Consider the following 25,173-nt stretch of genomic DNA (forward strand, 5'->3'; position numbering starts at 1 on the left):
GTTGTTGGTTGATGGTTGTTAGTTGTTAGCTGTTGGACATTCTGTGCCATTTTTAGCCAGTTTTGTAGCCCTCGGATAAGCGATAAGCCGAACATAAAGACCAACAACTAACAACTATCAACCGACAACTTTATTCCTCCGGAACATAATCATACGGCAACAGCTCGGCCAGCTTCTCCCAACTCCAGTAGCCATTGTTGGTTACATCATTCTGATCATAAAAATATCCGTTTGACATAATATTGAAACCTTCGTTAATCTCAATCACCGTAAGTTGTGCACGTAATTGCGGAGGCAATTTGTAAAAATCGATATAAGCCTTCTCTGGCATTTCATTGTGATACTTTATTCTCAATCTTCCATCGTAATTAATAGCCACTTCACTGCTGTCAATACTGTAAATGGAAGAGTCGTAAGGATTGGAAATGGTTTCAACCGCAAAAGGACTAAGGCTGGTTACTTTTTCTATTTCAAATCCTTCTTTCTCCAGGTTGTGGTTGTACCATGCACGCATAAAATGCATGCGCGAACCATTATATGCTTTCACGCGATTTGCTTTCCAGACTTTTTGTTCTTCCGGAGTTCCTTCCAAAGGTTCAAAGAATGGAAAGCCTGTGTACGTGCAAGTATTGTTCCCATATTCATAGGTCAGCGAGTCTAGCTTGTAATGAATTTTATAGCCAAGCGCTTTGTTTATGATCACGAGGTCTTCACGTTCCGTTACTTTCAGGCGATTCTTTTTTTTGCTGAAAAAGAATTTCAGTGCCTGTGGATTTTCAATCTGGCATTTGCCTGCATCTTCTGTGCTGCCGATAAAGTTTGCGTTGAAGAAGCTGCCGTATTTCTCCAGGCCATCCGCCAGTTCAGAACTGCTCGTGAAAACTACATCTTCCAGTTGTTTGCCTTTTGGCTGCAATGTTATGGTCAGTGCGTTTAAAGCGTTGTTATTGTTTACTTGTGTTTGGTAGGTTTCATAACCGGTAAAAGTTATGATCAGGTCATAACCACCATGAGGAAGCTTCAACTGGAAATTACCGTCGTTGTCTGTAACGGTTCCCAGGGTTGTGTTTTGACAGAAAACAGAAGCTTTTGCCAACGGCGCTCCGGTAGTATCTGTTACGCGGCCCTTTACGTAGAAATCGTTTTGCGCAAGCGCAAATTGTACAAAAAAAATCGTCAGTACGGAAAGCAAGATTTTTTGCATATGCATATTGGAGATTTGTTTAAAAACGAATTCGAAAGAATTTCATTGTATTGAAAAGATGATTGAAAATGGTGCCAAATATTATTTGCGGACCTGCTCAAGGTATTTTGCGCAGCTTTTTTTAACGGTTTCTTCTATTGTGGCAAACTGGAAACCGGGCAATGCTTTGAGGATCTTGCTATTGTCGAAATAGGTTTTAGACTGAGCGATCTTGGCGGTTTCTTTTGTAAGCAAAGGTTTTTTGTGGCTGAAAAAAGATTTTAGCGCTTCAACACGCCATGCAATTTGTCCCATAAACCGGGATGCCAATCGCGACGGTTTTTTCTTTTGAAAGCCTTCTGCAATCAAATCAAACAGTTTTTTGAAACTGTAATTTTCACTACTGATTATAAATCGCTGCCCGGAAATTTCAGATTGCATTAATTGCACTACCGCTCTCGCAACATCTTCCACATCCACAAAGCCATTTACCCCGTCGGTATAGTATGGAAACTCGTTGTAGATACTTTTAAAAATAGCAATGCTCGAACTGTTCCAATCGCCGACACCTAAAATGGTGCTTGGGTTAAGGATCACGCCGTTCATTCCTTCTGCGATGGCACGCCAAACTTCCATCTCACCTTTATACTTGCTGATGGCATAGTGCGTGTTGGTGGAAGAGTCTTTCCATTCTTTCTCTTCATTAACCTGCTCGCCATTTTTTGTTCTGCCAAGCGCTGCAACTGAACTGATGTGTATAACGCGGCGGATGTTATTTTCAAGTGCCACATTTACCACATTGGCCGTGCCTTCAACATTGGTTTGATAAAGAGCAGTTCTTTCGTTTTTATCAAACGAAACCATAGCCGCAGAGTGAACAACGGTATCAATGCCTTTCATGGCAGCATCAAGGTCAATGACATCCAGAATGTCTGCTTCAACCCACTCAACTTTATTTGTAATGTATGAAGGTAAAAAGAAGGGAATTTTTGAAGAAGCACGTTTAATGGCCCTTACAGGGTAGCCATTTTCAACCAGATGTTTTATAATATAGGCTCCGAGAAACCCGGTGCCTCCTGTTACAAGAACCATTTTTGTTGCGTGCTTTTAAAAAATATGTTCAAATGTAGGTAAAAGGTTTGAGGATTGAGCTAAGAGGGGCAAGGCAGCTGCCGGCCGCAGCGTCGTTATATATGTTAAGTATCGGGAGCGGAGATATCCTGCTTTGTACAAACAATTCAGTTCACCCGTTTTTGCTTTGTCTTTCTCTTAATTTCGACGAATGTTCTTAACCCTTTTCGTACTGCAATCAACTATGTTAAATGAAACTACCCGCCCAAAGCCAGGAGCCCTATATGTGTTAGGCATTCTTTGTTTAGTTCCAATACTTGGCTTTATTGCCGGCATTGTTTTTTTCATCCTCGGCATTGTCTATTATAAAGACAAATGGTTCTCATTAATGGGCGTATTTGGGATCCTTTGGACAATTGCGCTTTACGTCATTCTTTTTTATGTTGCATTTTTTTCCTCGATTGGTAAGCAGGGTTTTGCGGGACTTTCTCAGCAAAACCTGAATGGTCTCGTAAGTGAAATTGAGTTTTACAAAACGCAACATGGGAGCTATCCAGATAAACTTTAACAGATTCAAAAAAACAATAAGTTCGTTTTCATCTACGATGCAATACCTGGAAAATTTCCAAGTGCAAACCGGCTTTACAACTATGAGAAAAGAGGAGACAAATATGTTTTGTTTTCTTCAGGAGTTGATGGTATTCCCAATACTAAAGATGATCTTTTTCCGCAGGTAACGATTACAGACAGTAGTAAAATAGGATTGATTAAACCATAAATATCATCTTAACATATTAAAATATTAAAACCCTGTTGTCATTGTTCGTGTCCTCATGAACCATTAAATCACGATGTCGTAATATTTCGGTTCGTGGGGACATCAACTGAGGCTGCCGGCATTATGCGTTGTGCGATCCTCATTATCCTTTCAAAGCATTCACCACAAAGGTTGTCTTATATAAAACATTCTGCATATCCGATGCTGATTGTGGCATATACAGCGCCATTTCGCAAGTATTCAAAAGACTTTCCAATTCTGTTCTTACGGTCAGGCTAACATTGTTTTCCTGCAATAATTGTAGCGCAGTTCTTTTGTCCATCTTGCTCGGCGGCAAACCTGTTTTTTTGCTTACCGCTTCCCAAAGAGTGTTTTGTATGGAGGAGAAAAATTGACGGCTATCGTTATCGCCCAAAGCTTTTCTGGATTTTTCCAAAGGATCGGCTTCGAATACGAATGTTTCAACAACCGGTTCTTTCGGTTTCTCAGGAACAATGGCAGCTGGTTTTCGTGGCGCAGGTTTTTCTGCTTCTTTTTTCGCAACAGTAGAAGGTGTTCTTTTTCTACGGAAAAATAACAGCAACAATAAAATCGCCGCAATGCCTCCTGCAATCCAGTACCACCACGCAGCTAAGCCCGTATTAGTGTCTAATGGTTGAATGGCTGCCTTCGCTTTGTCACTTTTCTTGCGTTTGTGCAAAGCTTTCAAAACATGAATCGACAGAGGTTGTGAACTAAGTGTTTTGTAAGTGTTTGCAGCAGGATCAAAATAACTAAGCGTGACAGGGTTGATGGTAAAGTTGCCCGTGTCAGAAGGCACAAACAAAAAATCGAATTTCTTGCTGCCTGCAATTGGAGAAACGGATTTATCTATATCTTCTTTTATAGTAGCATCAAATGATTCAAAGCCTTGCGGAAAGCTAACAGAAGGTGCATTCACCAGAGGTATATTTCCCGCACCGTTAATGGTTACACTTAAGGTAGCATCATCTTCTGCGTGAACTTCCTGAGTCGAAAGCGTGGCATCCAATGTGAAATTTCCAACGGCGCCATTGAACGAAGATGGCTTAGCGTCAGGCAATGGCTTTACAGTGATGGTTACAGGTTTGCTGGCGAGCGTAACACTATGTTCTTCCCAGTTCTGGTTACCAAAACCATCCATCATTTGTTGGATAGGATCGCGGGATTGCTTCGCGGATGTGGTGGTTCTTATAAAGCGTACTTTATTATCCAGCTCTACAGGATCAAGTGTAAATGTGCCGGCCTGTAACGGGTACAGCTGCACTTTGCGGATAAGATGTACGGTGAAGGGCTTGCCTCCGATATTTTCTACAGATGGCGAAGCGGTTTGCATGTCCACCATATCATACACGCTAAAACCATCAAGCGATGGTCTTTTTGTAACTCTTGATTCTGATTTTAATCTTGAACATAATTTATAAGTTGCAACAATTGGCTCGCCTACGAAGCAGTTTGTTTTATTGACTTGCAAAACCACCAATAGATTTTTCTTCACCTTTTCGTTGTAGTCCTCATTCGCACGCAGCATCACATCTTCATCAGGAAGGTCCTGCATGTCCATCGGAGGGAAACCCATATTCATAGAAGGCATGGAAGGTTGCTGATTGTTCTTACCCACTCTGTTTCCAACGGTCACGTTCACCGTGTTTGTCTGCATCGTTTTGTTGTTGATCCTTGCCACGGCTGCAGGTATCACAAACTTTCCCGGGCCTTTTGGCTGCACAAGAAATGACAGCGTGTAAGAAGATGTAGTTGTACCGTTTATGGTACTTGTTTCACTCGATTGATTCGGGCCGCTGATAACACTGAAGTCTCTGAATTCCGGCAATTGCACATCGTTGATGGAACCCGCGTTTTCAATAACATAATCGATTTGCAGGGTTTCATTTTTTGCAATGTTCTTGTCGCTTACACGGCAATAGAATTTTCCCTGCGCTACAACATTTGCACAAGTAAACAACATTGCGAGTGACAATAAAAACCATTTGCTGCCGGTGATTCGGTGAAAAGTCGTCTTCATTTTTAGCTAAGCCTTCTTGAAAATGAAAATTAATATAAATGTGCTGTTGAAAAAGGATATTTTAAATTTTAACACTACCAAAAGCTCTTGATGAGACCTAACATCCACTAAGAGTTTTTTAACCACAGAGCTAACAGAGGTTTTTTTCGCAGAGAAAAGGGGGTTTGTGAATCGTTCCTTCTTTTCTCAGCTCTCTGGAGCTTTAATATTTTTTGCAGCAATCCCTCCGGTTTCTCTGTGAAAAAAACTCCTTTCCTCCGTGGTAAAAAATAAAGGCTGCCCTACAGGTCGCCTAGTTGCGGCCTCAGAATAATATCCTCCACCACTGCAGTAGGTGAAAGCTGCGAGGCGGCAAATATCATGTTTGCAACATCCTCGGACTCCATGATGCGTTTAGGATCTACATCGCTGCCGCTCCAGGAATCGGTATATGCAGCGCCGGGCATTACAGCTGTTACTTTTATATTATGTGGCTTCATTTCTTCGCGTAGATTTTTTGAGAAGCCCAGCATCGCAAACTTGCTGATGCTGTAAGCTCCGCCATTTGCATATGCCTGCAAAGAAGCGATGGAGCACATATTGAAAATGTGGCCGCTTTTTCGCGCCATCATTGCCGGCAAAAGTTTTCTTGTAAGATTATAAGCGCCTAATAAGTTCACAGCTAACATTTCTTCCAGAACACCTTCCGGTTCATTGTACACGCTGCCGGGAATAAAATAGCCGGCATTATTGATGAGTACATCCACGTCTATTTTTTGCGCCGCGATCCAATCAGCAAATTCTTTCACACTTTCTTTATCGCTGATATCACAAGGCATTGCTTTTATTGTTACTTCGGAAAATTCTGTTACCAACTCTTCCAGTGTTTTGTACAACTGTGCTGCGCTACGTGAGCAGATGTAAACATTATGTCCGTTCGAGGCAAATTTCCTTGCGAGCGATTTTCCAAAACCCTTGGATGCGCCTGTGATAATGATGTTCATTTACTTGCGGTATCTTTGTGCTGCAATTTACGGGGAGTTGGCACACAGATGACACTGATTAGACTGATTTACTCTGATTTTTTTGGAGAGTTAGCACACAGATGACACGGATTAGACGGATTTACACGGATTTTTCGGATAAACACAAACACTGTTAACAGTCAGCGCTGCCGCACAGAAAGCCCATTAATTTTTAATTATTAATTATTAATTCGCAATAGCGCAACTTTAAAATTTTTAAAGAAAGAATGAACTATAAGCATTTATTTTTCGACCTCGATCATACTCTATGGGATTTTGAAACGAACGCTAAAAATACCATGCAACATTTGTATGGACATTTTTCATTAAAAGATATTGGCATCACTGATTTTGATGAGTTTTACAAACAATATAGCATCCACAACCAAAGATTATGGCAACGCTATCATAAGGGATTTATTAAATCTGATGAATTGCGCTGGAAAAGGGTTTGGCATACATTGCTCGATTTTAAAATAGGAGATGAAAAACTTGCCAAAGAAATGAGTGCGCATTTCCTGGATATGCTGCCCAACAGAACAGCGCTTTTCCCTTATGCGATTGAAATTTTGCAATACCTGAAAAATAAAGGCTACCGGATGCACCTTATCACCAACGGTTTTGAAACAGTGCAGCACAGCAAATTGAAATATTCTGGCCTTACGGATTTTTTTGAAAACGTCATCACTTCCGAAGGCAGTAACAGCATAAAGCCTAACAAAGAGATTTTTGAATATGCATTAAAAAAAGCCGGTGCCACTATCGAAGAGAGCCTGATGATCGGCGACAACCTGGAAGCTGATATCCAGGGAGCAATGAACGCAGGAATAGACCAGGTGTTTGTAAATCATATTAACGAGCAAACGGAGCTCAAGCCGACTTATACGATTTATAAGTTGCAGGAACTGGAGGACATTTTATAATAATTGAATTACTGAATCCACTGAATAACCGAATGTTTGCGCTTTGTTTTGCACGACAATTACCAACCACTGGTTGTTCAGTTATTCAGTTACTCAATCTGTTGGCCCTTAGCTCCTTAACTAATCCTTTCCCCATTTTATTTTTTTTATTTTTCCTTTTGTAACTTGCGGCCATGCATGATTACTTAAGCGGATTGAATGAGAGACAGCGTGAGGCTGTACTGCATTGCAATGGACCAATAATGATAGTGGCTGGTGCCGGAAGCGGAAAGACAAAAGTTCTTACTACACGTATTGCTCACCTGATGGCGCACCACAAAGTTGACAGTTTCAACATCCTCGCCCTCACTTTTACCAACAAGGCGGCGAAAGAAATGAAGGAAAGGGTGGAGAAGATTTTGCACAACACAGAAGCTCGCAATTTATATATCGGAACCTTTCACAGTGTATTTGCAAGGATACTTCGTGCTGAGGCACACAATCTTGGTTACCCGAACAGTTTTACCATTTATGATACGGATGATGCCAAAGGCGTTATAAAAACGGTGGTAAACGAATTGAATCTTGATGACAAAATATACAAACCAAATGTTGTTTACAACCGCATTTCTTCGGCGAAGAACGCATTGGTAGGTCCAGAGGAATATGCAAGAGATTATGGTATTCAGCAGGAAGATTTGAGAGCCAACCGCCCGGCAATGGCACAGATCTACGATGCGTATGCCAAACGTTGCTTTAAAAATGGCGCAATGGATTTTGATGATCTGTTGCTGAACATGTACAAGCTGCTGAAAAACCATCCGGATGCGTTGAGCAAGTACCAGCGCAAGTTTAAATACATTTTGATCGATGAGTACCAGGATACCAATCCGGCGCAGTATGAAATTATCAAACTGCTGGGCGCTATGCATGAAAACATTTGCGTAGTAGGTGATGATGCACAAAGTATCTATAGTTTCCGTGGAGCAACTATTCAAAACATTCTTCAGTTCCAGAAAGATTACGATGATGTAAAAGTGGTGAAGTTGGAACAGAACTACAGAAGTTCTCAGAACATTATCAGTGTAGCCAACGAGGTTATTAAAAATAACAAGGGACAGATTCCTAAAAATCTTTGGACAGACAATGCCGAAGGTGAAAAGATCAAACTCGTACGCACAGCGAGCGATAACGACGAAGGGAAATTTGTGGCAGATACTATTAAGGAACTTAAACTTCGTAACCACATCAGCAACAAAGATGTGGCGATACTTTACCGTACCAATGCGCAGAGCCGTGCATTTGAGGAAAGCTTAAGAAGGCTCGCCATTCCTTATATCATCTACGGTGGCCTTAGCTTCTACCAACGCAAGGAGGTAAAAGACATGGTGGCTTACCTGCGTGTGATCGCGAACCCGAAGGACGAAGAAGCGCTGAAACGTATCATCAACTATCCTGTTCGCGGCATTGGAAAAACGACTATTGATAAGGCAGTCCTTTTTGCGAATGCCAACAACATTAGCATGTGGGATGTGCTGGTGAATGCACAACAGTTCGGTTTTAAGTCGGGAACACTCGAAGCCATCGATCAGTTTGTAACGATGATTCAAATGTTCCAAAGCGAGCTGCCTAAACGCAATGCTTATGAAATTGCATTTGCGGTCGGCAAAAACACCAATCTTGTAAAAGAGCTTTTCAACGATAAAAGTACAGAAGGTGTTGCGAGATATGAGAACGTACAGGAGTTGCTGAACAGTATCAAGGAATTTACCGAAACCCCAATGAACGAAGAAGACGGAGAAGTGGGTGATAAAGGTTTGGGCACATATTTACAACAGATCACGTTATTGACAGATGCTGACAACAAAGACCCAGATGCGGATGTTGTAAAACTGATGACGATTCACGCAGCGAAAGGTCTTGAGTTCCCTGTGGTGTTTGCGGCAGGTTTGGAGGAAACGCTTTTCCCAAGCGCCATGAGCATCAACACAAGAGAAGAACTGGAAGAAGAGCGCCGTTTGTTTTATGTGGTGATCACAAGGGCGAAGCAAAAATTATTTATTACTCATGCCAACAGCCGTTATCGCTTTGGCAGCCTGATACAAAATGAACCGAGCCGTTTTATAGAAGAGATCCCGAATGAATTTTTGGACAGAACTTCTGCCGGTGGCGGTCCACGCAATCAAACCGGAAGCTGGGGTGGCGGCTCTGCATTCGACAGAATGCGCGGAGGTTATGGTAACAGTGCGCAGGAAGCAGAAAAACAATACGGCGCGCCTCCTGCAAAGAAAGCAGCAACGCCTTCGTACATTGCGCCAAAGCCTGCTGCTAAAACAGTGGAGCATGTGCCAACGAAAGATTTTGTTCCGAGCGATACTACGACCTTGCAGGCTGGACAAAAAGTGGAGCACCAGAAATTTGGTTTTGGTGTAGTGGAAAAAATGGAAGGCAGCGCACACAATCCGATTGCTACCGTAAAATTTGAATTGAACGGAGAAAAGAAGATCATGTTGAACTATGCGAAACTGAGGATTGTTGAGTAATTTGAGCGAGGGAATTTAAAAATTTGAAGATTTGAGAATTTGAAAATACGGCGGCCTGGAAGGTGTACGAAGTACGAAATACATTGGTGTTGTACTTCATAACGAACCCCGGACCTTGAACATAAATTTTAACACATCAACTAAAACAAACTGTTATGGTGCAACTACCAAAATTCATGATTGCTGATGACCCGGTAACAGATCCGGATAATGAATATATCATTCACACGCACCAGCCGCGTTTTGTAGCTAAACGTGTGGAAGATGAAGATGGAGAAAGTGCGCATATCGATATCGTGGAAGAGATCGATGATGTAGAAGCATTTTTCAAAAATGATCCTGATAAAAAAGAAAAACTCCTCGAAGAGCTGGAATCCTGGTATTATGATTACATGGATTGGCTGGAAGCCGATGAGGACGAATAGATAATAGATCCCATTGCATTTGCAATGGGATTTTTGCTTTATGGGATTTTAAAGAAGCCAACACCCGCCTTACTTGTTTTTCCATCATGCAACGCAATAATAAGTTCCATTGTCAGGCTAAAGTCGTGTACAAACACCTTGCATTAACTCTAAACAAAACGACTATGCTAAAACATAACCTTGGCCTTTTATTATTATTCTTTCTGGTTTTTACAAGTTGCACCAAGAGTACCACTGCCACCGATGCAACGGACACTTACGCTGCGGGAGGAGTAAGTTCAAGCGCTACGGGTGGTGGTTCAGGTTCAGGTAGCCAGGCAGGGGTAATTACGGCCGGCGAATGGAACGATCTTGACAACTGGAAGTTTTGGGACACCCTGATAATAAAGGAAGACTTTAAGAAATTTCCGTCTTACTGGTCTTTTTATAACAATAATAGGATATCGGTAAAAGTTAGCAGTACTGATGGCTCGCCGGTGGCAAATGCCGTTGTTAAATTAAAAAGAAATGGCGGTGTTATATTCAGTGCAAAAACTGATAATAAAGGAACCGCTGAACTATGGAGTGATTTGTTTACCGAAAGTTCATCAGCAACAACTTCCGGTATGTCCATAGATATTAATAACGGCGCCTTTACACTTGCCAGTGTAAAAACGTATAAGGATGGAGTAAACAACATTACAATTTCACCGCAGGCGATAAAAAATAGAATTGAGATAGCTTTTGTGGTAGACGCTACCAGTTCAATGGCTGATGAGCTAGAGTATTTAAAAAATGAGTTACTGGATGTGATAACACGGGCCAAAGCCTCGAACTCCGCCGCAGAAGTGTTTTCGTCGGCAGTTTTTTACAGAGACCGCGGCGACGACTATTTAACCAAAGTCTCGCCATTTACCACCGATGCAAATACAACGATAAATTTTATTAAGGATCAACATGCTTCCGGCGGAGGCGACTTTCCCGAAGCCGTTGATGCCGCATTGGATAAAGCGGTAAACGAGTTGCAATGGTCTGACGATGCAAGAACACGTTTGTTGTTTTTAATACTGGATGCGCCCCCACATCACGAGCAGAATGTTATTAGCAGTGTGCAGACGTCCATATCAAAAGCAGCAGGAAAAGGTATAAAGGTTATTCCTATCACTGCAAGTGGAATTGATAAAGAAACAGAGTTCATGATGCGATTTATGGCAATATCAACAAATGGAACTTATGTTTTTGTAACTAATGACAGTGGAATAGGAAACACTCATATTGCGGCCTCGGTTGGGCCATACACAGTGGAGTATCTAAATGATTTAATGGTGAGATTGATCAATAAGTATGCACAGTAGCTGGTGCGGATGAAATTGCAGATATACGAAGGCGATGTGCGTGTACTTGTCCGGAGTACGAAAGTTTTTGCGAAGCAAATATCTCAACGGCTTTCATACTCCGGACAAGTACTTCGTCCACTTATTTTTCAATCGCTTTCTTTAACTCATCTTTCTCCACCACGCCCTGTTTTCTCCAAACTTCTTTTCCGTTTTTGTAAACGATAAACGTCGGAATCTTATCAATACCCATCGATTTCATCAGCGAGGTATTTGCGCCGCCATCTATTTTTACAAGTTCAAACTTTCCGTTTAATTCTTTCTGCAAATCTTCAATTACAGGCTCCATTTTTTTGCAAGGCGGGCACCATTCAGCACCAAAATTTACCAACACTATTTTCTTCACATTCACTTTTGCAGCGAACTCGTCAGTTGTCATTTCCGGAACATCGGCAGCACCTGCAACAGGTTTATTTGCCTGCTTCCACGAAATCATTCCGCCTTGTAATTCTTCTACATCTTTAAAACCATTTTCGCGGAGATATTTTGCTGCCGCAGCACTTCTTCCGCCTACCTGGCAGTAGATCAGTACTGGTTTATTTTTATCGAGATACTGTACCCGGTCCTTAAACTCTTCTTTATTGTTCCAGTCTGCCTGCAATGAATTGGCAATGTGGCCATTGCTATATTCACCGGACGTACGAACATCCAATAGTTGTTTGTTACTACTTATTTGTTGCTGAAATTCATCCGCGGAAAGCACAGTTTTTGATTGGGCATTCAGGTTACACGAAATCAGGAACACGCTCATTACTTGTGCGATCAATACATTTTTCATGGTGCGAATTTAAATTTTGAAACCCTAATTATCTGTTAACTGATTATCCAACACAACGCTCTTTTGTTTGGCTTTCTTTTCCTGCTTGCGAAGGGCTTTATTACTTTTAGCGCCTGTACTTGTCATCACACCACTGAAAGTAAGTTTGACGAGGTAGTTGAAAATGAATTTAGAATCTATTCTTTCAAAATAAATATTGCCGGTCCTGTTGTTGTTTTTATTTTTCACAACCGTGTTGGCTGCAAAGCTTTTTAGTCTTGTGGAAAATGAGGAATTATTCTTTTTCGTTTCATCCAGCAATTCCAGAATCAGGTTGTGATAATAGAAATCCATTTTCCCTTTACCGGAAAAATTATCAGCCCTGATGGAAAAATTTAATTTATCCATCTCACCCGATCGTACAATAGCAGATGCAAGCGGCACCAGCAACGGATTCAGGTCCTTCAGGCTAAAGGCACTCATTTGTACATTCGCAGTAAACACATCGTTTCTGCTGTAAAGAGGTGCCGCATATTGCAACGCAAGTCTGCTCTTGTTCATAAACAGCGAAGAAGCATTTACACGAAACGTATCATTCGGGTGCGTTTCCTTCATCCTGAAAGGAAATGCATTGCCATTGATATCGTTGAAGGTTACTGTTCCTTCTTTCTTTGTTTTTTCAGATAATTCTGTATAGCTGATATTGCCGTTGGCAAATGAAATCGTGTCAATGTCTACAGACAGCGATGAGCGCTTCATTAGCGTAGCCGGCAAAGATTTGTACAGTTTATTTGCGGGATAAGTTTTGTCTCTGTAGGTGGAAACATTGAAACCGTTTATGAAGATATTATTTGCGCTAAAATTTTTTCTTCCTGTTTGCAAACTAACATATGGTTTGTAAACGGAAATGTTGCTGATCTTTCCCGTTATGTAATCTGTCTGAAATTTTACACTATCAAAATATTGTTTTGCTGAAAGCCTTGGCGCAAATGAAAAAGAACCAATGTTCAATTTGTTTTCTGCGCCTGAATAGTTGATACTGTCAATAACATAGTTTGTTGTGGTCGTAGGAAAAGCAAGATGGTTCGCGGCAACAAATGATGCGTGATTAGGCGATATCCATTCTGCAACTGGCGGTTTTTCTGACGTGAGCCATTGTAAATTGTGCGCATCCATGCTTACATTTTCAGCAACAAATGAATGTGTGCGTCCACTATGAAATTGTATGTCTGTGTTGGCAATAGTAAAAGTTTTTACATTCATTGCTCTCTCTCCATCGTCACCTGTTAAGCTAAAACTTGTTCTAAACGTTTTGCCTGTAATGTTTGCGAGTGTTGTATCCTGTTGAAAATGAAATGTGTAGTCTTTGCAACCAAGTCTTGCTGTAATGTTTTTGTCCGTCGTATTAAAAGTTTCCAAACCAATATCAGATGAAGGAGATATAAACACCATATTGTTTTTCTTCACTGTCAGGTCTACATTAATCAGCCTTGATCGTTGCAGGTTAAACAACCATCTGCCTTTCGCTGAATTTTTTTGTGTTTTCTCTGTGTTGGCAAATACCGCGTACACTTTTGCCGTGTCTGCATACAAATGATCAAGTGCAATTTGCCGCGTGGCAATGTCGAACTGTGATGGTTGAAAATACAATCGCTGTGAATTGATCAGCAATGTATCGCCATTTTGCATTCGTTGTAGCGAAAAATCTTCTATGGTGGACAACGAGCCTACAACAATTGAAATTTTCGACGTTTTTGCATTGATATAGTTGTCGGAAAAATTTACATCTGCCGTGTGCGCCTCCTTCAAACTGAAAGTAACAGGTTCTCCTGTTGTCTTGTGTACATTTTGTAGAACCGCAGAAATATTGTTCCCTGAAATTTTTATGTCGCTGCGTTCAAATGATGACAAATGAATATTGTTCAGCACAAAGGTTTCTATGTCCAGGTCAAGACTAGCCCTTTGGGTAGCAGAAGATTGACCGCGATTTCGTGATTCGTGCGTAATGGTGGCATCATTTATTTCAACAGATTTAGCTATGAACTTATTGTCATCAAGAATGATGGCCAGATCCGGATGGTCGATGATGAGGGACTTACCTTCGATGTGTTTATTCTCGTTACGCTGAAAATTGAAATTGTCCAAATGCAATATCTTGTCCTCTTTATATTGCATAGATGTAGCTTGAAAATTGTACGAGCTGTTTTCAAACTGAAGATGCTTGGCAGATATATTTTGCAGTGCATCCAGCAGATCAGCACTGTTTTGTAAGCGAAGCCTGTTGTTCTTGAACTTGAAATATAAATGCAGGCTGTCTGCGCTAAATTTGAGCGGTCTTTCTCCGTAACGCACCACAGAGTAAGTTCCATTGTTAAACTCAAGTTCCTCAATGTCTGCGTTAAGCGTTATACCTCTCAAAATGGAGCCTAATGATTTTGCAGATTCTCCTTCTTTCAATCCTTTCAATTCATGTTTGATCACGGCTGATTCAAGTACAAATTTTTTCGCTTTTATTTTCTTTTCTACCAGCAACATTCCTATATCCGCTCCGTCGATCGTTAATTGCGGAAGAGACAGCAAAGGCTTGGTAGCAGTACTTGTCGGGTACACAAACAAGTTTTTCAAAACAATATCGCCGCCATTTTTTATGCTGAACTGGTTGAACTGCATCCGGTATTTATTGCGCGGCGAAAAAGATTCGTATTCTTTTACAGAGAAGGTAAAATCGCCAAGATCGATGGTGCCGGAATCCCCGGCGGTGATATAAATGTCATTCACTTGCAAAGTGTGTTTCTCTATATCAATATTTCTTTCCTGTCGCAGAAAACGAGTAACCAGGTGCGTGTTGGCATTCTTCATTTCCAGGTAGTGCACATCAATATCTCCAAACAAATGCGACACCACATCATGCATAATGTGCTTTACATCTTTGGATTTGTTTGCCTTCGGCGAAAGGTTCACTGCAAGTTCCGTCCGCGGTTGGTTGATCATTACCGAATCTACCTGCAAAATGCCTTGGTTGTACAATCTTCCAAAATTCAATTTTTTCAATCGCAGCGATGGCAAAGATATTTTGAAAGCATCTGTTGAGTCTGTTTGTTTTCCTTCATACAAGATGCTATCCATTGTAAGGTTGGCGGACGTTGTAGACAAATGCAAGGAGTGGAAAGCAACTGTTTTATTACTGTCCAGCACAACTTTTTGAGAGCCGATATCAAGTTTGATCGCATCTGTAAGGAAAACGCGATGTTTTTTTGCGGCAGTGCTGTCTGTTGGATGAAAACCTTTTATAAGAAGATCAATGTTTTTGATGTTGTAGGTGAAATCATTCCTGGTTTCATCTTTCAGCAAAAGTGTGGCATCCTTTATTTCGACATTATTGATGTTGGTGGCTTCGGCAAAACTGCTAAGGTATTTGTAAATATCACCGGCGTTCTGGAAGAATCCCGTTCGTTTACTGTTTTTTTGAATCACAATGTTGAACTCCGGCTTCTGAAACGCGATCGATTTTATGTTCAACTGCTTGTGCCAAAGTAAATCGACCAGGCTTTGCAGTTGCAGAACAACCTTTGGAAATGTTACGAAGTATCTTGATTGGCCATTGGTGGTATCCAGCGATGTAAGTTTTCCTCTTTCTACTGTGAATGTTAGCGTGGAATAATCGGCCCGAAGGCGTTTAAAATCAAGCTCGTAGGCACCATGCGTCTGTTCCCTTACCATTTGTTTGATCACTGAACGTATATTAAGCTTTACATACAGCAATACGCCTGCAACTGGTAAGACGAAAGATAAAAAAATGATCAATATTGCATTATAGCGCCTTCTCATTATGTGTTATGGCCAGATTCATGTAAAATACAACAAATAAAGCATTGTTGATCAATCAACTAGCGATTGACAAAAGTTTAACCAGATCCCTTTGTCAGTGATGGGTTTACTATGGCAAAATGCGTGCTGCCCTTGCGTTCATCAGCTTTTAACGCCGGATTGAATTTAGAAATTACCCGTTGATATACATTCTTTTTTTAAAATAATGTGCCTTCTTATCTTAGCCATTTAAAAAACTATTTTAAACGATATGGGAAAGAAGCACATCATTCTATTTTCTGTGGCTGCTATGAGCCTTGCTTCAGGTTGGGCACAAGATAACCTTGTAAACTCGCTGAGCGGCAATGCGAGTACGCATTCTAAAGACAAATTTGCTTTCACAAGTGTTTACAACATCGAAAGAACCTCTGTAAAAAACCAGGGTAGTAGCGGTACCTGCTGGAGCTATTCAGGAAACTCATTCCTTGAATCTGAAATGCTGCGCAAAGGCAAACAGCCGGTTGACATTGCAGAAATCTACACTGCACGTTGCGTATACATCGAAAAAGCAAAACAATATGTACGCATGCACGGTTCTGTGAGTTGGGGCGACGGCGGTGAACTGCATGATGTAATTAATATTTACGCGAAATACGGCGCTGTTCCTCAATCTGTATACAATGGTTTAAACTATGGTACTGCAACCAACAAATTCGGCGAAATGCAGGATGCGTTGAAAGGTATGCTGGATGGCATCATTAAAAATGCAAACGGTAAATTGACTCCAAACTGGTTGACAGCTTTTACAGCGGCGCTTGATGCATACCTGGGTAAAGTTCCTGATCAGTTTCAATACAACGGAAAAACATACACTCCGCAAACTTTTGCAAAAGAAGTAGTGGGTTTAAACGCAGCTGATTATGTGGAAATGACTTCTTTGAATGATCAGCCCTATTACCAGAAAGTATTTTTACCAATTCCTGATAACTGGAGCTTTGACTACGCATATAACGTTCAAATGAACGACATGACCGCTATCATCGACAATGCTTTGAAAAACGGTTATTCAGTTGGTTGGGCAACTGACGTAAGCGAAAAATATTTTAGCTGGAAAAATGGGGTGGCATACGTTCCTGAGAAAGATCTTGCGGACATGACTCCTATGGAGCAAATGGATATGTTCAATGGACCAAAGCCAGAGAAAACAATTACTCCGGAAATTCGCCAGGACGCATTTAACAACTACCAGACTACCGATGACCACGGCATGCAGATCGTAGGTTTGTCAACGGATCAAAACGGTAAAGAATACTATGTTGTTAAAAACTCATGGGGCGAAACAAACGACTACAAAGGTTATTTGTACGTTACTAAAAACTATGTGTTGTATAAAACAACGGGTTTGATGATCAACAAAGCGGCGCTTTCTAAAGAAATGGTTGCAAAAATGAAGATCTAAGAACTTTCACGATAAAGAGAAGATGCCCCGACGTTATGTTGGGGCATTTTTGTTTGGAGAAGGAACGCAGATTGTCATGATGGTCAAGATTTTTTAGTTTGAAATTTGAAATTTGAGATCAAATTTGTTGAGGAGTTTTGCCGTCCGATGCAAGAGTTTATCTCCAATCATTCTTCTTTGACGGGTAGTCAATTTCAAATTTCAAATCTTAAATTTCAAATCTAACAATCATGAAAATCTGCGTTCCACCTGTTATCTTCACAAAATATTACACCACCGCAGGATGATAGTAGACGAATTAAAGGCATATAAAAAGTTCACGACGAGTTATTATGTAAATGAAGGATTCCGCATTACTGCCGCTGTAATGATTCCCGTATTGCTCTCTTCCTATCTCGGTCACCTGGCCATGGGCATCACATTTGTGCTGGGTGCACTTTGTGTGAGCAGTGTAGACACGCCCGGCCCGATGCACCACCGCAGAAATGCCATGCGTATCACCATTCTGCTTATTTTTCTTGGAGCCATTATAGTAGGGTTTACTGTTAGGGTTCCTTGGCTGCTGGCCATTTTGCTGGCCCTGTCGGCCTTCACTTTCTCAATGATTGGCGTATACGGTTTGCGGGCCTCTTCCATTGGTGCTGCGGCGCTTTTGCTGCTGGTATTGAACATTGATGATAATTACACCACAAAAGAAATATTTGTAAATGCAGGACTCGTGGGTGCCGGCGGTATATGGTATTTTCTATGGAGCCTTTTGTTGAATAGGTTGAGACCTTATAAATTGGCCCAGCAGGCAATTGGCGATTCTATTCTATCGCTGGCAAAATACACCCGCATTAAAGCTTCTTTGTATAATAAAAACGTTGATTACGAAAAAACATATAAGACGTTACTGGAAGAGCAAGTGCATATCCACACAAAGCAAAACCTTGTTCGCGAAGTATTGTTCAAAACAAGAAGCATTGTTAAAGAAACCACCCACACCGGTCGTGTTTTGTTAATGACCTTTCTCGATTCCGTTGATCTTTTTGAGCGCATTATGACCTCCCAGCAGGATTATAAGGCGCTGCAGGATTGCTTTGATGATGACATGCTGCACCGGTTTCAGGAGGTTATTTTAAAACTTGCTTCTGAACTTGAAAACATAGGCATCGCGTTGCAGGAAGGTACAAAATCAGTAGCGGATGATGACCTTACCAAAGCACTCGAAGAACTTAAAACGCATTTTGCTGATTACAGGCACCAACATCTCAATGAAACGAATATTGAAGGTTTCATTAGTTTGAGGCATATCCTCGACAGCATCGTTGACATTCGCAATCGCTTGCTGACAATGCATCGCTACACACGTTATGACAAGAACCTGAACATTGAAAAGGATACTGCACTTGACTACAACCAGTTTATATCGCATACTGACATCAGCACAAGACAGTTCTTCACCAACATTAATTTTCACTCAAACATTTTCAGGCATTCGTTGCGTGTGAGTTTGGCGATGTTGGCCGGATTCTTTTTGTCAAAAGCATTAGCGGTTGGCCATGGCTACTGGATATTGCTTACTATCCTGGTTATTTTAAAACCGGCTTATAGCCTAACCAAACAGCGAAATTTTCAAAGACTTACCGGAACTGTTATCGGGGCCGTGATAGGTGCCACAACCCTGTACTTTTTGAAAGACAGGACTGTTGTTTTGGTAGTGTTAATGATCATCGGAATGTTAGGTGCTTACAGCTTGCTGCGTCTCCAATATTTTATCGCAGTTATTTTCATGACTTTTTATATTCTGCTTGCATTCTATTTCTTAAAGCATAATGAATTTCAAAGGGTCATTCAGGACCGTGTAATTGATACGGCGATCGGCTCGGCTGTTGCATTTGCATTCGTAATGCTCATTCCGCCGAAATGGGAGCATGAGCAAATAAAAAAATTGCTTACAAATTGCATTAAAGCAAACGCTGTATATTTCGAAGCTGTTGCAAGAGTTTTTACCGGCAAAGAGTTCAACAATTTTCAATATAAATTTTTCAGGAAAGAAAGTTTCGTAGCATTAAGTAATCTTTCAGACGCTTTCCAGCGCATGTTATCAGAGCCACGCAGCAAGCAAAAAAATAGTATGCAGATTTATCAGCTTACGGTTTCCAATCATATCCTTGCATCTCACATTGCAACGCTTGCCTCTTATGTGTTTAGTTTCGCGCAGCAACATGTTTCGCTGGATTTTCTGCCACTGGTAGACGATAGTATATCGCATTTCGATAACACAATCGCTATCCTGGAAGGTAATAGTGTAAGCACGAACGATCTGACGCAAATACAAGAAAGCAAATACATTGTACGAAACAAAGTAGAGGACCTTTTGTCGCAACGCGTACAGGAACTTAAAGCAGGATCATTCGATACAGACACACGGCATCAGCTGTCGCAATTGAAGACAATCACCGATCAGTTTGAATACATTCATAAGATTTCCATCGATATTGAAAAAATTGCGGGAAAATTTGATACTCCGTAAATTTAATGTCATATTAAATTCAACAACCAGAACGAATACAGATGCAAGACTGCCATATATTATTGATCAAATGTGCCGACCGTCAGGGCCTGATCGCAAATATTACCGGTGTTCTATTTAGCCATAACATCAACGTAGTGGTGATGAAAGAATTCGTGGAACCCGAAACAAATACTTACTTTTCGCGCCTTGAGTTGCTGGGGCCACTTGATGTGGAATCAATAAAAACTGAGCTGCTTAACACACTTCCCGCCGATACAAAGCTGATGATTCATCCGAGAAGGAAGAAAGATATTGTAGTGCTCGTTACAAAGGAGCATCATTGCCTGGGCGATTTACTCGTGCGTCATCATTTTGATGAATTGCATGCAAACATCAAGGCGGTGATTGGCAATTATGATGTTTTGAAAAACTTTACGGAAAGGTTTGACATCCCCTTTCACCACATCGATCATGAGTTGTACGATAAAGAAGAGTTTGAAGCAAGAGTGATAGATGCCATTCAGCAATACCATCCCGACTATATTGTGCTGGCGAAATTCATGCGCATTTTATCGGGAAATTTTGTGGCGAAATTCGAAGAGAAGATCATCAATATTCACCACTCTTTCTTACCTGCATTCATTGGCGCCAATCCCTACAGAAAAGCCTACGAACGTGGCGTTAAACTAATCGGAGCAACCGCTCACATTGTAAATAACGACCTTGATGAAGGTCCCATCATTACACAAAAAACAATTCCCGTTGATCATGAATATGATGTAAAAGGCATGCGCGAAGCGGGGCATGAGATTGAGAAGTCTGTATTGGCAGACGCCCTGAAACTTGTATTCGATGACAGAATATTCGTGATGAATAATAAAACGATCATCTTCAATTAGAGAGCACGCAGATGACACTGATTAAACTGATTTGCACAGATCAGCGCCAATCAGTTTAATCAGTGTCGTCTGTGTGCCAATTGCAATCATGAGGCCTTAGTGAAACTTAGTGTCCTTAGTGTCTTAGTGGTAAATCTTGCTATTTCACCTCTTTAGAATTGCCTTCAAAAAACAAGTTAACCTCAGGATCAAGCAACACTGCATCTGGTTTTGCAGAGCAAGGAAAAGTGACGACTGTTTTTGCATCACGAACGTCAATTTGTTTAATCTCTGTGCCAATTTTTATTTGTAGTGGAAAATCGAAAACCTTTGTTTGTTGTTGCAAAACAGTAACAGCGATCTCTTTTTTCTTCGCATCATATTTCCATGACACATCAAGTACAGGATGTTCTTTTGTGTACAGCCATTGCTGGAAGAAAGGCTTTAAATCTTTAGCGCTTGCTTTTTCAAAAATCGCTCGCAAATCATCTGTGTTCGCATTTTTGCCACGATATGCACCGTAATATTCTTTTATTGCTTTCCAAAAAATATCATCACCCAATTTTCTGCGAAGCATGTGCAACACCCATGCGCCTTTTTGGTAGGAGAACGCATTTAACAAACTCACATAATCGCTCGTTGGATTGATGACCGGCGCATTTGTTCGCTTAGAAAATTTTATTGCCTTGTCACGCTCATCTCTTAACCTTTCGTCAAGTTTCGCTTTGCCGTATTTTCCTTCAAGGTACAGGTCTGTGTAATACGTAGCAAAGCCTTCGCTCAGCCACAAATGCTCAAAGCTTTTTTCTGTAACCGTATTGCCAAACCATTGATGGGCAATTTCATGAGCGAGTAACGGCTCGTTGCTGCCATTGCCGCTAAGCGTTTCTTCTCCGTAAAAAATGGCGCTCGCATTTTCCATGCCTCCAAAGCGTGTGGTGGATTGCACGTTAGCTAGCTTTTTATAGCTATAGGGACCCACGTTGGTAATGAACCATGTGAGAATGTCTTTAGCAACAGCATAGTCATAAAAGCCTTTAGCGAAATCCTCGGGATATATCCAGCTATATACCGGAACACAATCAACATCGCCGCTGTGTTGTACAGCAAAGTCTGCAAGCCCTATCACCATTACTTTTGTTGGCAGTTCAACACTCTCTTCGTATTGCGTAAGCTTTATATGATTGGGCAAATTTGTTTCTTCCTTTATCAGCCCGTTTGAAATTACCTGGTAGTGGTCCGGCGCGATAACAGTGAAAGAAACCCGTGCTTTATCCGCTGGTGTATCATTGCATGGAATCCAGTGGCGGGCACGGGTTGGCCAGTTGTCTGCAAAAATGGTGCGATGGCCAAACTTGTTTTTTGCAATGATCAAACCATCTGCAGGAATACCTTCATAAGTAATGGTGATCGTTTTTTCGCGGCCGCTTTCAACCTGTTTCTGAAAATTGATAGTGATGTTATCCGTCTGCGATTGAAATTTCAAATCACTATTGTCCTCTTTTATGCTTATCACCTTCATTCCCTTTCCAGATTTCTGATCAACTCCAATGAGATCAAATGAAATGTTGTCGCTTTGCTGCAATGCTTTAAAACGAATCGTTGCTTTGCCCCTGATTATATCCGTAGTATCATTTACATTCAACTCAAACTGGTATTGCTGCACGTCTATTTTTTCATGCTGTGCAAATAAATGATTGGAAAGTAAAAGCAGAATAGCAAATGATCTTTTCATAAAAGGAAAGATAAGAAATGGAATGGAATGTTAACTCAGATCTTCAATGTACGATGTACGGTGTACGAAAGTGTTTTGGTGCTACATCGCAATGTATTTCGTACATCGTACACCGTCCCCCGTACATCGTATATGGCACATAAAAAAAGCGCTCCGAAGAGCGCCTTTATATACTTTACAATCTCACCTACTAGTGATGGTGATGATGTTCTTCCGTCATTTTTACGAATGCTTCCTGGCTGATAGGAGTATCAGTAGCTGCAACTTTTTGTTCAGCAGCTTCAAACATTTTATCAGTTTGGATTCTGTGGAAAGTATCTTCAACAAATTTTCTGTCTTTCATCATTCTTTCTACATAGTCATTCACCCAAGGCTGATCAAGATCCATAGGAGCACCCATGCTGCCCATGTAGCTGAACAACTGAGCTTTTGCTGCTTCGCGGATATCTTCTTGTTTTACTTCGATGCTGTTATCTTTAACCAATTGGTCAACGATCAAAGTCCATTTCAAAGAGTTAGCGAAAGAAGGATATTCAGCAGCTACCTCTTCTGAAGTTTTAGGTTTTTCACCGCCTGTTTCCATCCAACGTTTCAGGAAGCCTTCAGGGAATTCCATTTTAGTTTGGTCGATCAGGTAGTGATACAGTTGGTCGTAGATTTGATTACGAGCTTGTGCATCCCAATATTTTTGAATGTCTTCTTTAATTGCATTGCGAAGATCAGCTTCAGACTTGATCTCTCTGCCAGGAAGTGCAGCGTTGAAGAACTCTTCGTTGAATTCTGCTTTTTCGATCAAACCAACTTTAGTGATTTCCAGTTTGAAGTGTTTCTCATCAGCAGTTTGTCCTTTTGCAAGACCAAGATCGTTCAGGATCCAGTCTTTTTCTGTTTCACCGAAAGCTTTACCCAATTGTAAAGAAACAGTATCGTTTGCTTTTTTACCAATCAGGGTTTTGCGGAAATCTTCAGCGAAGTATTTTACCAAAAGAGAATTGTCTTTTTTAACACCACCTTCCAGTTCGTTACCTGCAGCATCAGTTTCAATGAAAGTAACGTTCAACACGTTGTCGTCACCTGTTACAGCTTCTGGATCTGTCATTTTACCGTGGCGTGTTTGTAAACGCTCAACTTCGTCGTTGATCATTTTATCAGTGATCTCAACATTGTAGCGTTTTACTTTTGCGGTACCAAGATCTGCAGTGTTTACAGCAGGCTTCAAACCCACTTCAAAAGCGAAAGTATATGGAGTCGGATTGTTTACATCAAGATTGGCAGCATCATTTTCTGGCAAAGGCAGAGGTTGTGCAAAAATCTCAAGCTTTTCATTTGTCATGTAATCCGTCAATTGTTTTTCAACAGAACGGAGAACTTCTTCAGTAAATACAGACTGGCCGTACATTTTTTTAACCATTCCTACAGGAACCATTCCTTTACGGAAACCTGGGATGTTAGCCTGTTTGCTATAGTTTTTTAAAGCTTTCTCGAAAGAAGGTAAATAGTCGGTTTTATCCACCTGAACAGTGATCTTGTCATTCAGCAAACCGATATTCTCCCTGGAAACAGTAGCCATATTGCACTTATTTTAGATTTTTAATTTGGGCTGCAAAGGTAATTATAATTAATAATTAATAAAGAATAATTAATAGGGGAAGCCCGCCTAAAAAAGCAACACTCCGACCTGCTGAAAATCAGAGAGCCACCTTTTTTAAGAATGCGGCCTTCCTAATTATTAATTGTTAATTATTAATTTGTTCTACTTGTCATTGAGTATCAATAACGGAATATAAGTGCTGTGAAGCATTTCCTTCGTATGCTGAATTTTGAAAATGCGGGCGAAAAAGTTGTGGCGGTGCGCCACCATTACGAGTATTTGTGAATGATTATCAAGCAAGAAGGTCATCAAGCCCTCTTCTACTTTGTTACTGATATGGGTGTAGAAATTGTGATCGATGCCTTCAAACACCGTATTAAATTTGCTAACGCATTGATTATAAGCTACAGTTGAAACTTCTTCTTCCACCTTTTTAATGTTAACAATCTGGAGCCTGGCGTTGAAATCCGTCAAAATAGTTTTTAAGGTTTCGAGTCCAATGGGGTTTAATTTGTAGCTAAAGTCAGTGGCGTAGGTTACTGTTTGTATGGGTTCAAAAGACGAGCCGGGGGGAATAGCTAAAACCGGGATCTTTGAAAGCCTGGACGCTTCATCTGCTGTACTGCCTATCAGTTTTTCCATACCGGAAGCATATTGCTTCATGCCTAAAACAATTAAATTGACATTATTCTCTTCGGCGGTATCTATTATCGTGGCGGCAGGCAGTCCCACGCTTACAATAGTTTGAATTTCAACACCCGGCACAAGTTCAGATAGTCTCTCCGCTTCTTTCTGAAGCTCCTTTTCATTCTCATGCTGAATATCATCAAAAGGTGTAAAAAGATAGGGAACCTCACTTACAGGTGTGGGCAATAAATAAACGTGCTGCAAAATAACCATTGACTGAGATGACTTTGCCAGTTTTACTCCATACAAAGCAGCATTCTTTGAGCTTTCGGAATAATCCACTCCAATTAGTATTGTTTTCATAATGCATCGTTTAGTTATAAAGTTACAATTGAAATGGCTGCATGTTTTCTCGAAAAATTAATTTTTTAATAAATTATAATTATAAATAATCTAATTAAAATTAGTCGACAGTTGTTATTTATTTATAGATTTGAAT

Annotated in this window: 17 protein-coding genes; 8 read left to right on the forward strand and 9 right to left on the reverse strand. The window is 40.8% G+C overall.

All coding sequences use genetic code 11. The features are described from left to right. Positions 1-130 precede the first annotated feature (130 nt). Together QJ048_RS11025 and QJ048_RS11030 are read right to left on the reverse strand one after the other, a co-directional pair. Positions 131-1,204: a carboxypeptidase-like regulatory domain-containing protein gene (locus tag QJ048_RS11025; RefSeq protein WP_282334404.1), complete on the reverse strand. Its 1,074-nt coding sequence runs from the start codon at positions 1,202-1,204 to the stop codon at positions 131-133. A gap of 81 nt (positions 1,205-1,285) precedes the next feature. Next, complete coding sequence (locus QJ048_RS11030; protein WP_282334405.1) at positions 1,286-2,275, reverse strand: NAD-dependent epimerase/dehydratase family protein; 990 nt, start codon at positions 2,273-2,275, stop codon at positions 1,286-1,288. A gap of 190 nt (positions 2,276-2,465) precedes the next feature. Here QJ048_RS11030 and QJ048_RS11035 point away from each other — a divergent pair, with 190 nt between their 5' ends. Continuing rightward, the gene (locus QJ048_RS11035; protein ID WP_282334406.1) at positions 2,466-2,822 is read left to right on the forward strand and encodes a hypothetical protein; all 357 of its coding nucleotides are present in this window, start codon (positions 2,466-2,468) and stop codon (positions 2,820-2,822) included. A gap of 352 nt (positions 2,823-3,174) precedes the next feature. Here the strand turns inward: QJ048_RS11035 and QJ048_RS11040 are convergent, their stop codons facing one another. Both QJ048_RS11040 and QJ048_RS11045 read right to left on the reverse strand, forming a co-directional pair. Continuing rightward, entirely contained in the window at positions 3,175-5,073 is a 1,899-nt protein-coding gene (locus QJ048_RS11040; RefSeq protein ID WP_282334407.1) for a BatD family protein, read from the reverse strand. Between the two features lie 281 nt (positions 5,074-5,354). Further along, entirely contained in the window at positions 5,355-6,056 is a 702-nt protein-coding gene (locus tag QJ048_RS11045; protein WP_282334408.1) for an SDR family oxidoreductase, read from the reverse strand. Positions 6,057-6,304: 248 nt separating this feature from the next. Here QJ048_RS11045 and QJ048_RS11050 point away from each other — a divergent pair, with 248 nt between their 5' ends. From QJ048_RS11050 to QJ048_RS11065, 4 genes are all read left to right on the forward strand, one after another. Continuing rightward, complete coding sequence (locus QJ048_RS11050; protein WP_282334409.1) at positions 6,305-7,000, forward strand: YjjG family noncanonical pyrimidine nucleotidase; 696 nt, start codon at positions 6,305-6,307, stop codon at positions 6,998-7,000. A gap of 173 nt (positions 7,001-7,173) precedes the next feature. Beyond that, positions 7,174-9,522, forward strand: coding sequence for an ATP-dependent helicase (locus tag QJ048_RS11055; RefSeq protein WP_282334410.1), 2,349 nt, complete (start codon positions 7,174-7,176; stop codon positions 9,520-9,522). A 155-nt stretch (positions 9,523-9,677) separates the two neighbouring features. Next, positions 9,678-9,947: a hypothetical protein gene (locus QJ048_RS11060; RefSeq protein ID WP_282334411.1), complete on the forward strand. Its 270-nt coding sequence runs from the start codon at positions 9,678-9,680 to the stop codon at positions 9,945-9,947. Positions 9,948-10,111: 164 nt separating this feature from the next. Continuing rightward, entirely contained in the window at positions 10,112-11,281 is a 1,170-nt protein-coding gene (locus QJ048_RS11065) for a vWA domain-containing protein (protein WP_282334412.1), read from the forward strand. Between the two features lie 121 nt (positions 11,282-11,402). Here QJ048_RS11065 and QJ048_RS11070 read toward each other — a convergent pair whose 3' ends face one another. Both QJ048_RS11070 and QJ048_RS11075 read right to left on the reverse strand, forming a co-directional pair. After that, positions 11,403-12,098, reverse strand: coding sequence for a DUF6568 family protein (locus QJ048_RS11070; protein ID WP_282334413.1), 696 nt, complete (start codon positions 12,096-12,098; stop codon positions 11,403-11,405). Between the two features lie 24 nt (positions 12,099-12,122). After that, on the reverse strand, positions 12,123-15,905 hold the full coding sequence (locus QJ048_RS11075; protein WP_282334414.1) for an AsmA family protein: 3,783 nt from the start codon (positions 15,903-15,905) through the stop codon (positions 12,123-12,125). Positions 15,906-16,155: 250 nt separating this feature from the next. On the opposite strand from QJ048_RS11075, the gene QJ048_RS11080 reads away from it, so the two are divergent. The 3 genes from QJ048_RS11080 to purU all read left to right on the forward strand — a co-directional run bounded on the left by QJ048_RS11080 (position 16,156) and on the right by purU (position 20,742). Continuing rightward, the gene (locus QJ048_RS11080; protein WP_282334415.1) at positions 16,156-17,343 is read left to right on the forward strand and encodes a C1 family peptidase; all 1,188 of its coding nucleotides are present in this window, start codon (positions 16,156-16,158) and stop codon (positions 17,341-17,343) included. Between the two features lie 283 nt (positions 17,344-17,626). Then, entirely contained in the window at positions 17,627-19,861 is a 2,235-nt protein-coding gene (locus QJ048_RS11085; RefSeq protein WP_282334416.1) for an FUSC family protein, read from the forward strand. 41 nt (positions 19,862-19,902) lie between these two features. Then, the gene (gene purU, locus QJ048_RS11090; protein WP_282334417.1) at positions 19,903-20,742 is read left to right on the forward strand and encodes a formyltetrahydrofolate deformylase; all 840 of its coding nucleotides are present in this window, start codon (positions 19,903-19,905) and stop codon (positions 20,740-20,742) included. Between the two features lie 139 nt (positions 20,743-20,881). Here the strand turns inward: purU and QJ048_RS11095 are convergent, their stop codons facing one another. The 3 genes from QJ048_RS11095 to QJ048_RS11105 all read right to left on the reverse strand — a co-directional run bounded on the left by QJ048_RS11095 (position 20,882) and on the right by QJ048_RS11105 (position 25,037). After that, entirely contained in the window at positions 20,882-22,456 is a 1,575-nt protein-coding gene (locus QJ048_RS11095) for a M1 family metallopeptidase (protein WP_282334418.1), read from the reverse strand. 190 nt (positions 22,457-22,646) lie between these two features. Next, complete coding sequence (gene tig / locus QJ048_RS11100) at positions 22,647-24,026, reverse strand: trigger factor (protein WP_282334419.1); 1,380 nt, start codon at positions 24,024-24,026, stop codon at positions 22,647-22,649. 183 nt (positions 24,027-24,209) lie between these two features. Next, positions 24,210-25,037: a universal stress protein gene (locus QJ048_RS11105; protein ID WP_282334420.1), complete on the reverse strand. Its 828-nt coding sequence runs from the start codon at positions 25,035-25,037 to the stop codon at positions 24,210-24,212. Positions 25,038-25,173: the final 136 nt, after the last annotated feature.

The sequence above is a fragment of the Pinibacter soli genome, assembly GCF_029961145.1.
In the GTDB taxonomy this organism is placed as follows: domain Bacteria; phylum Bacteroidota; class Bacteroidia; order Chitinophagales; family Chitinophagaceae; genus Pinibacter; species Pinibacter soli.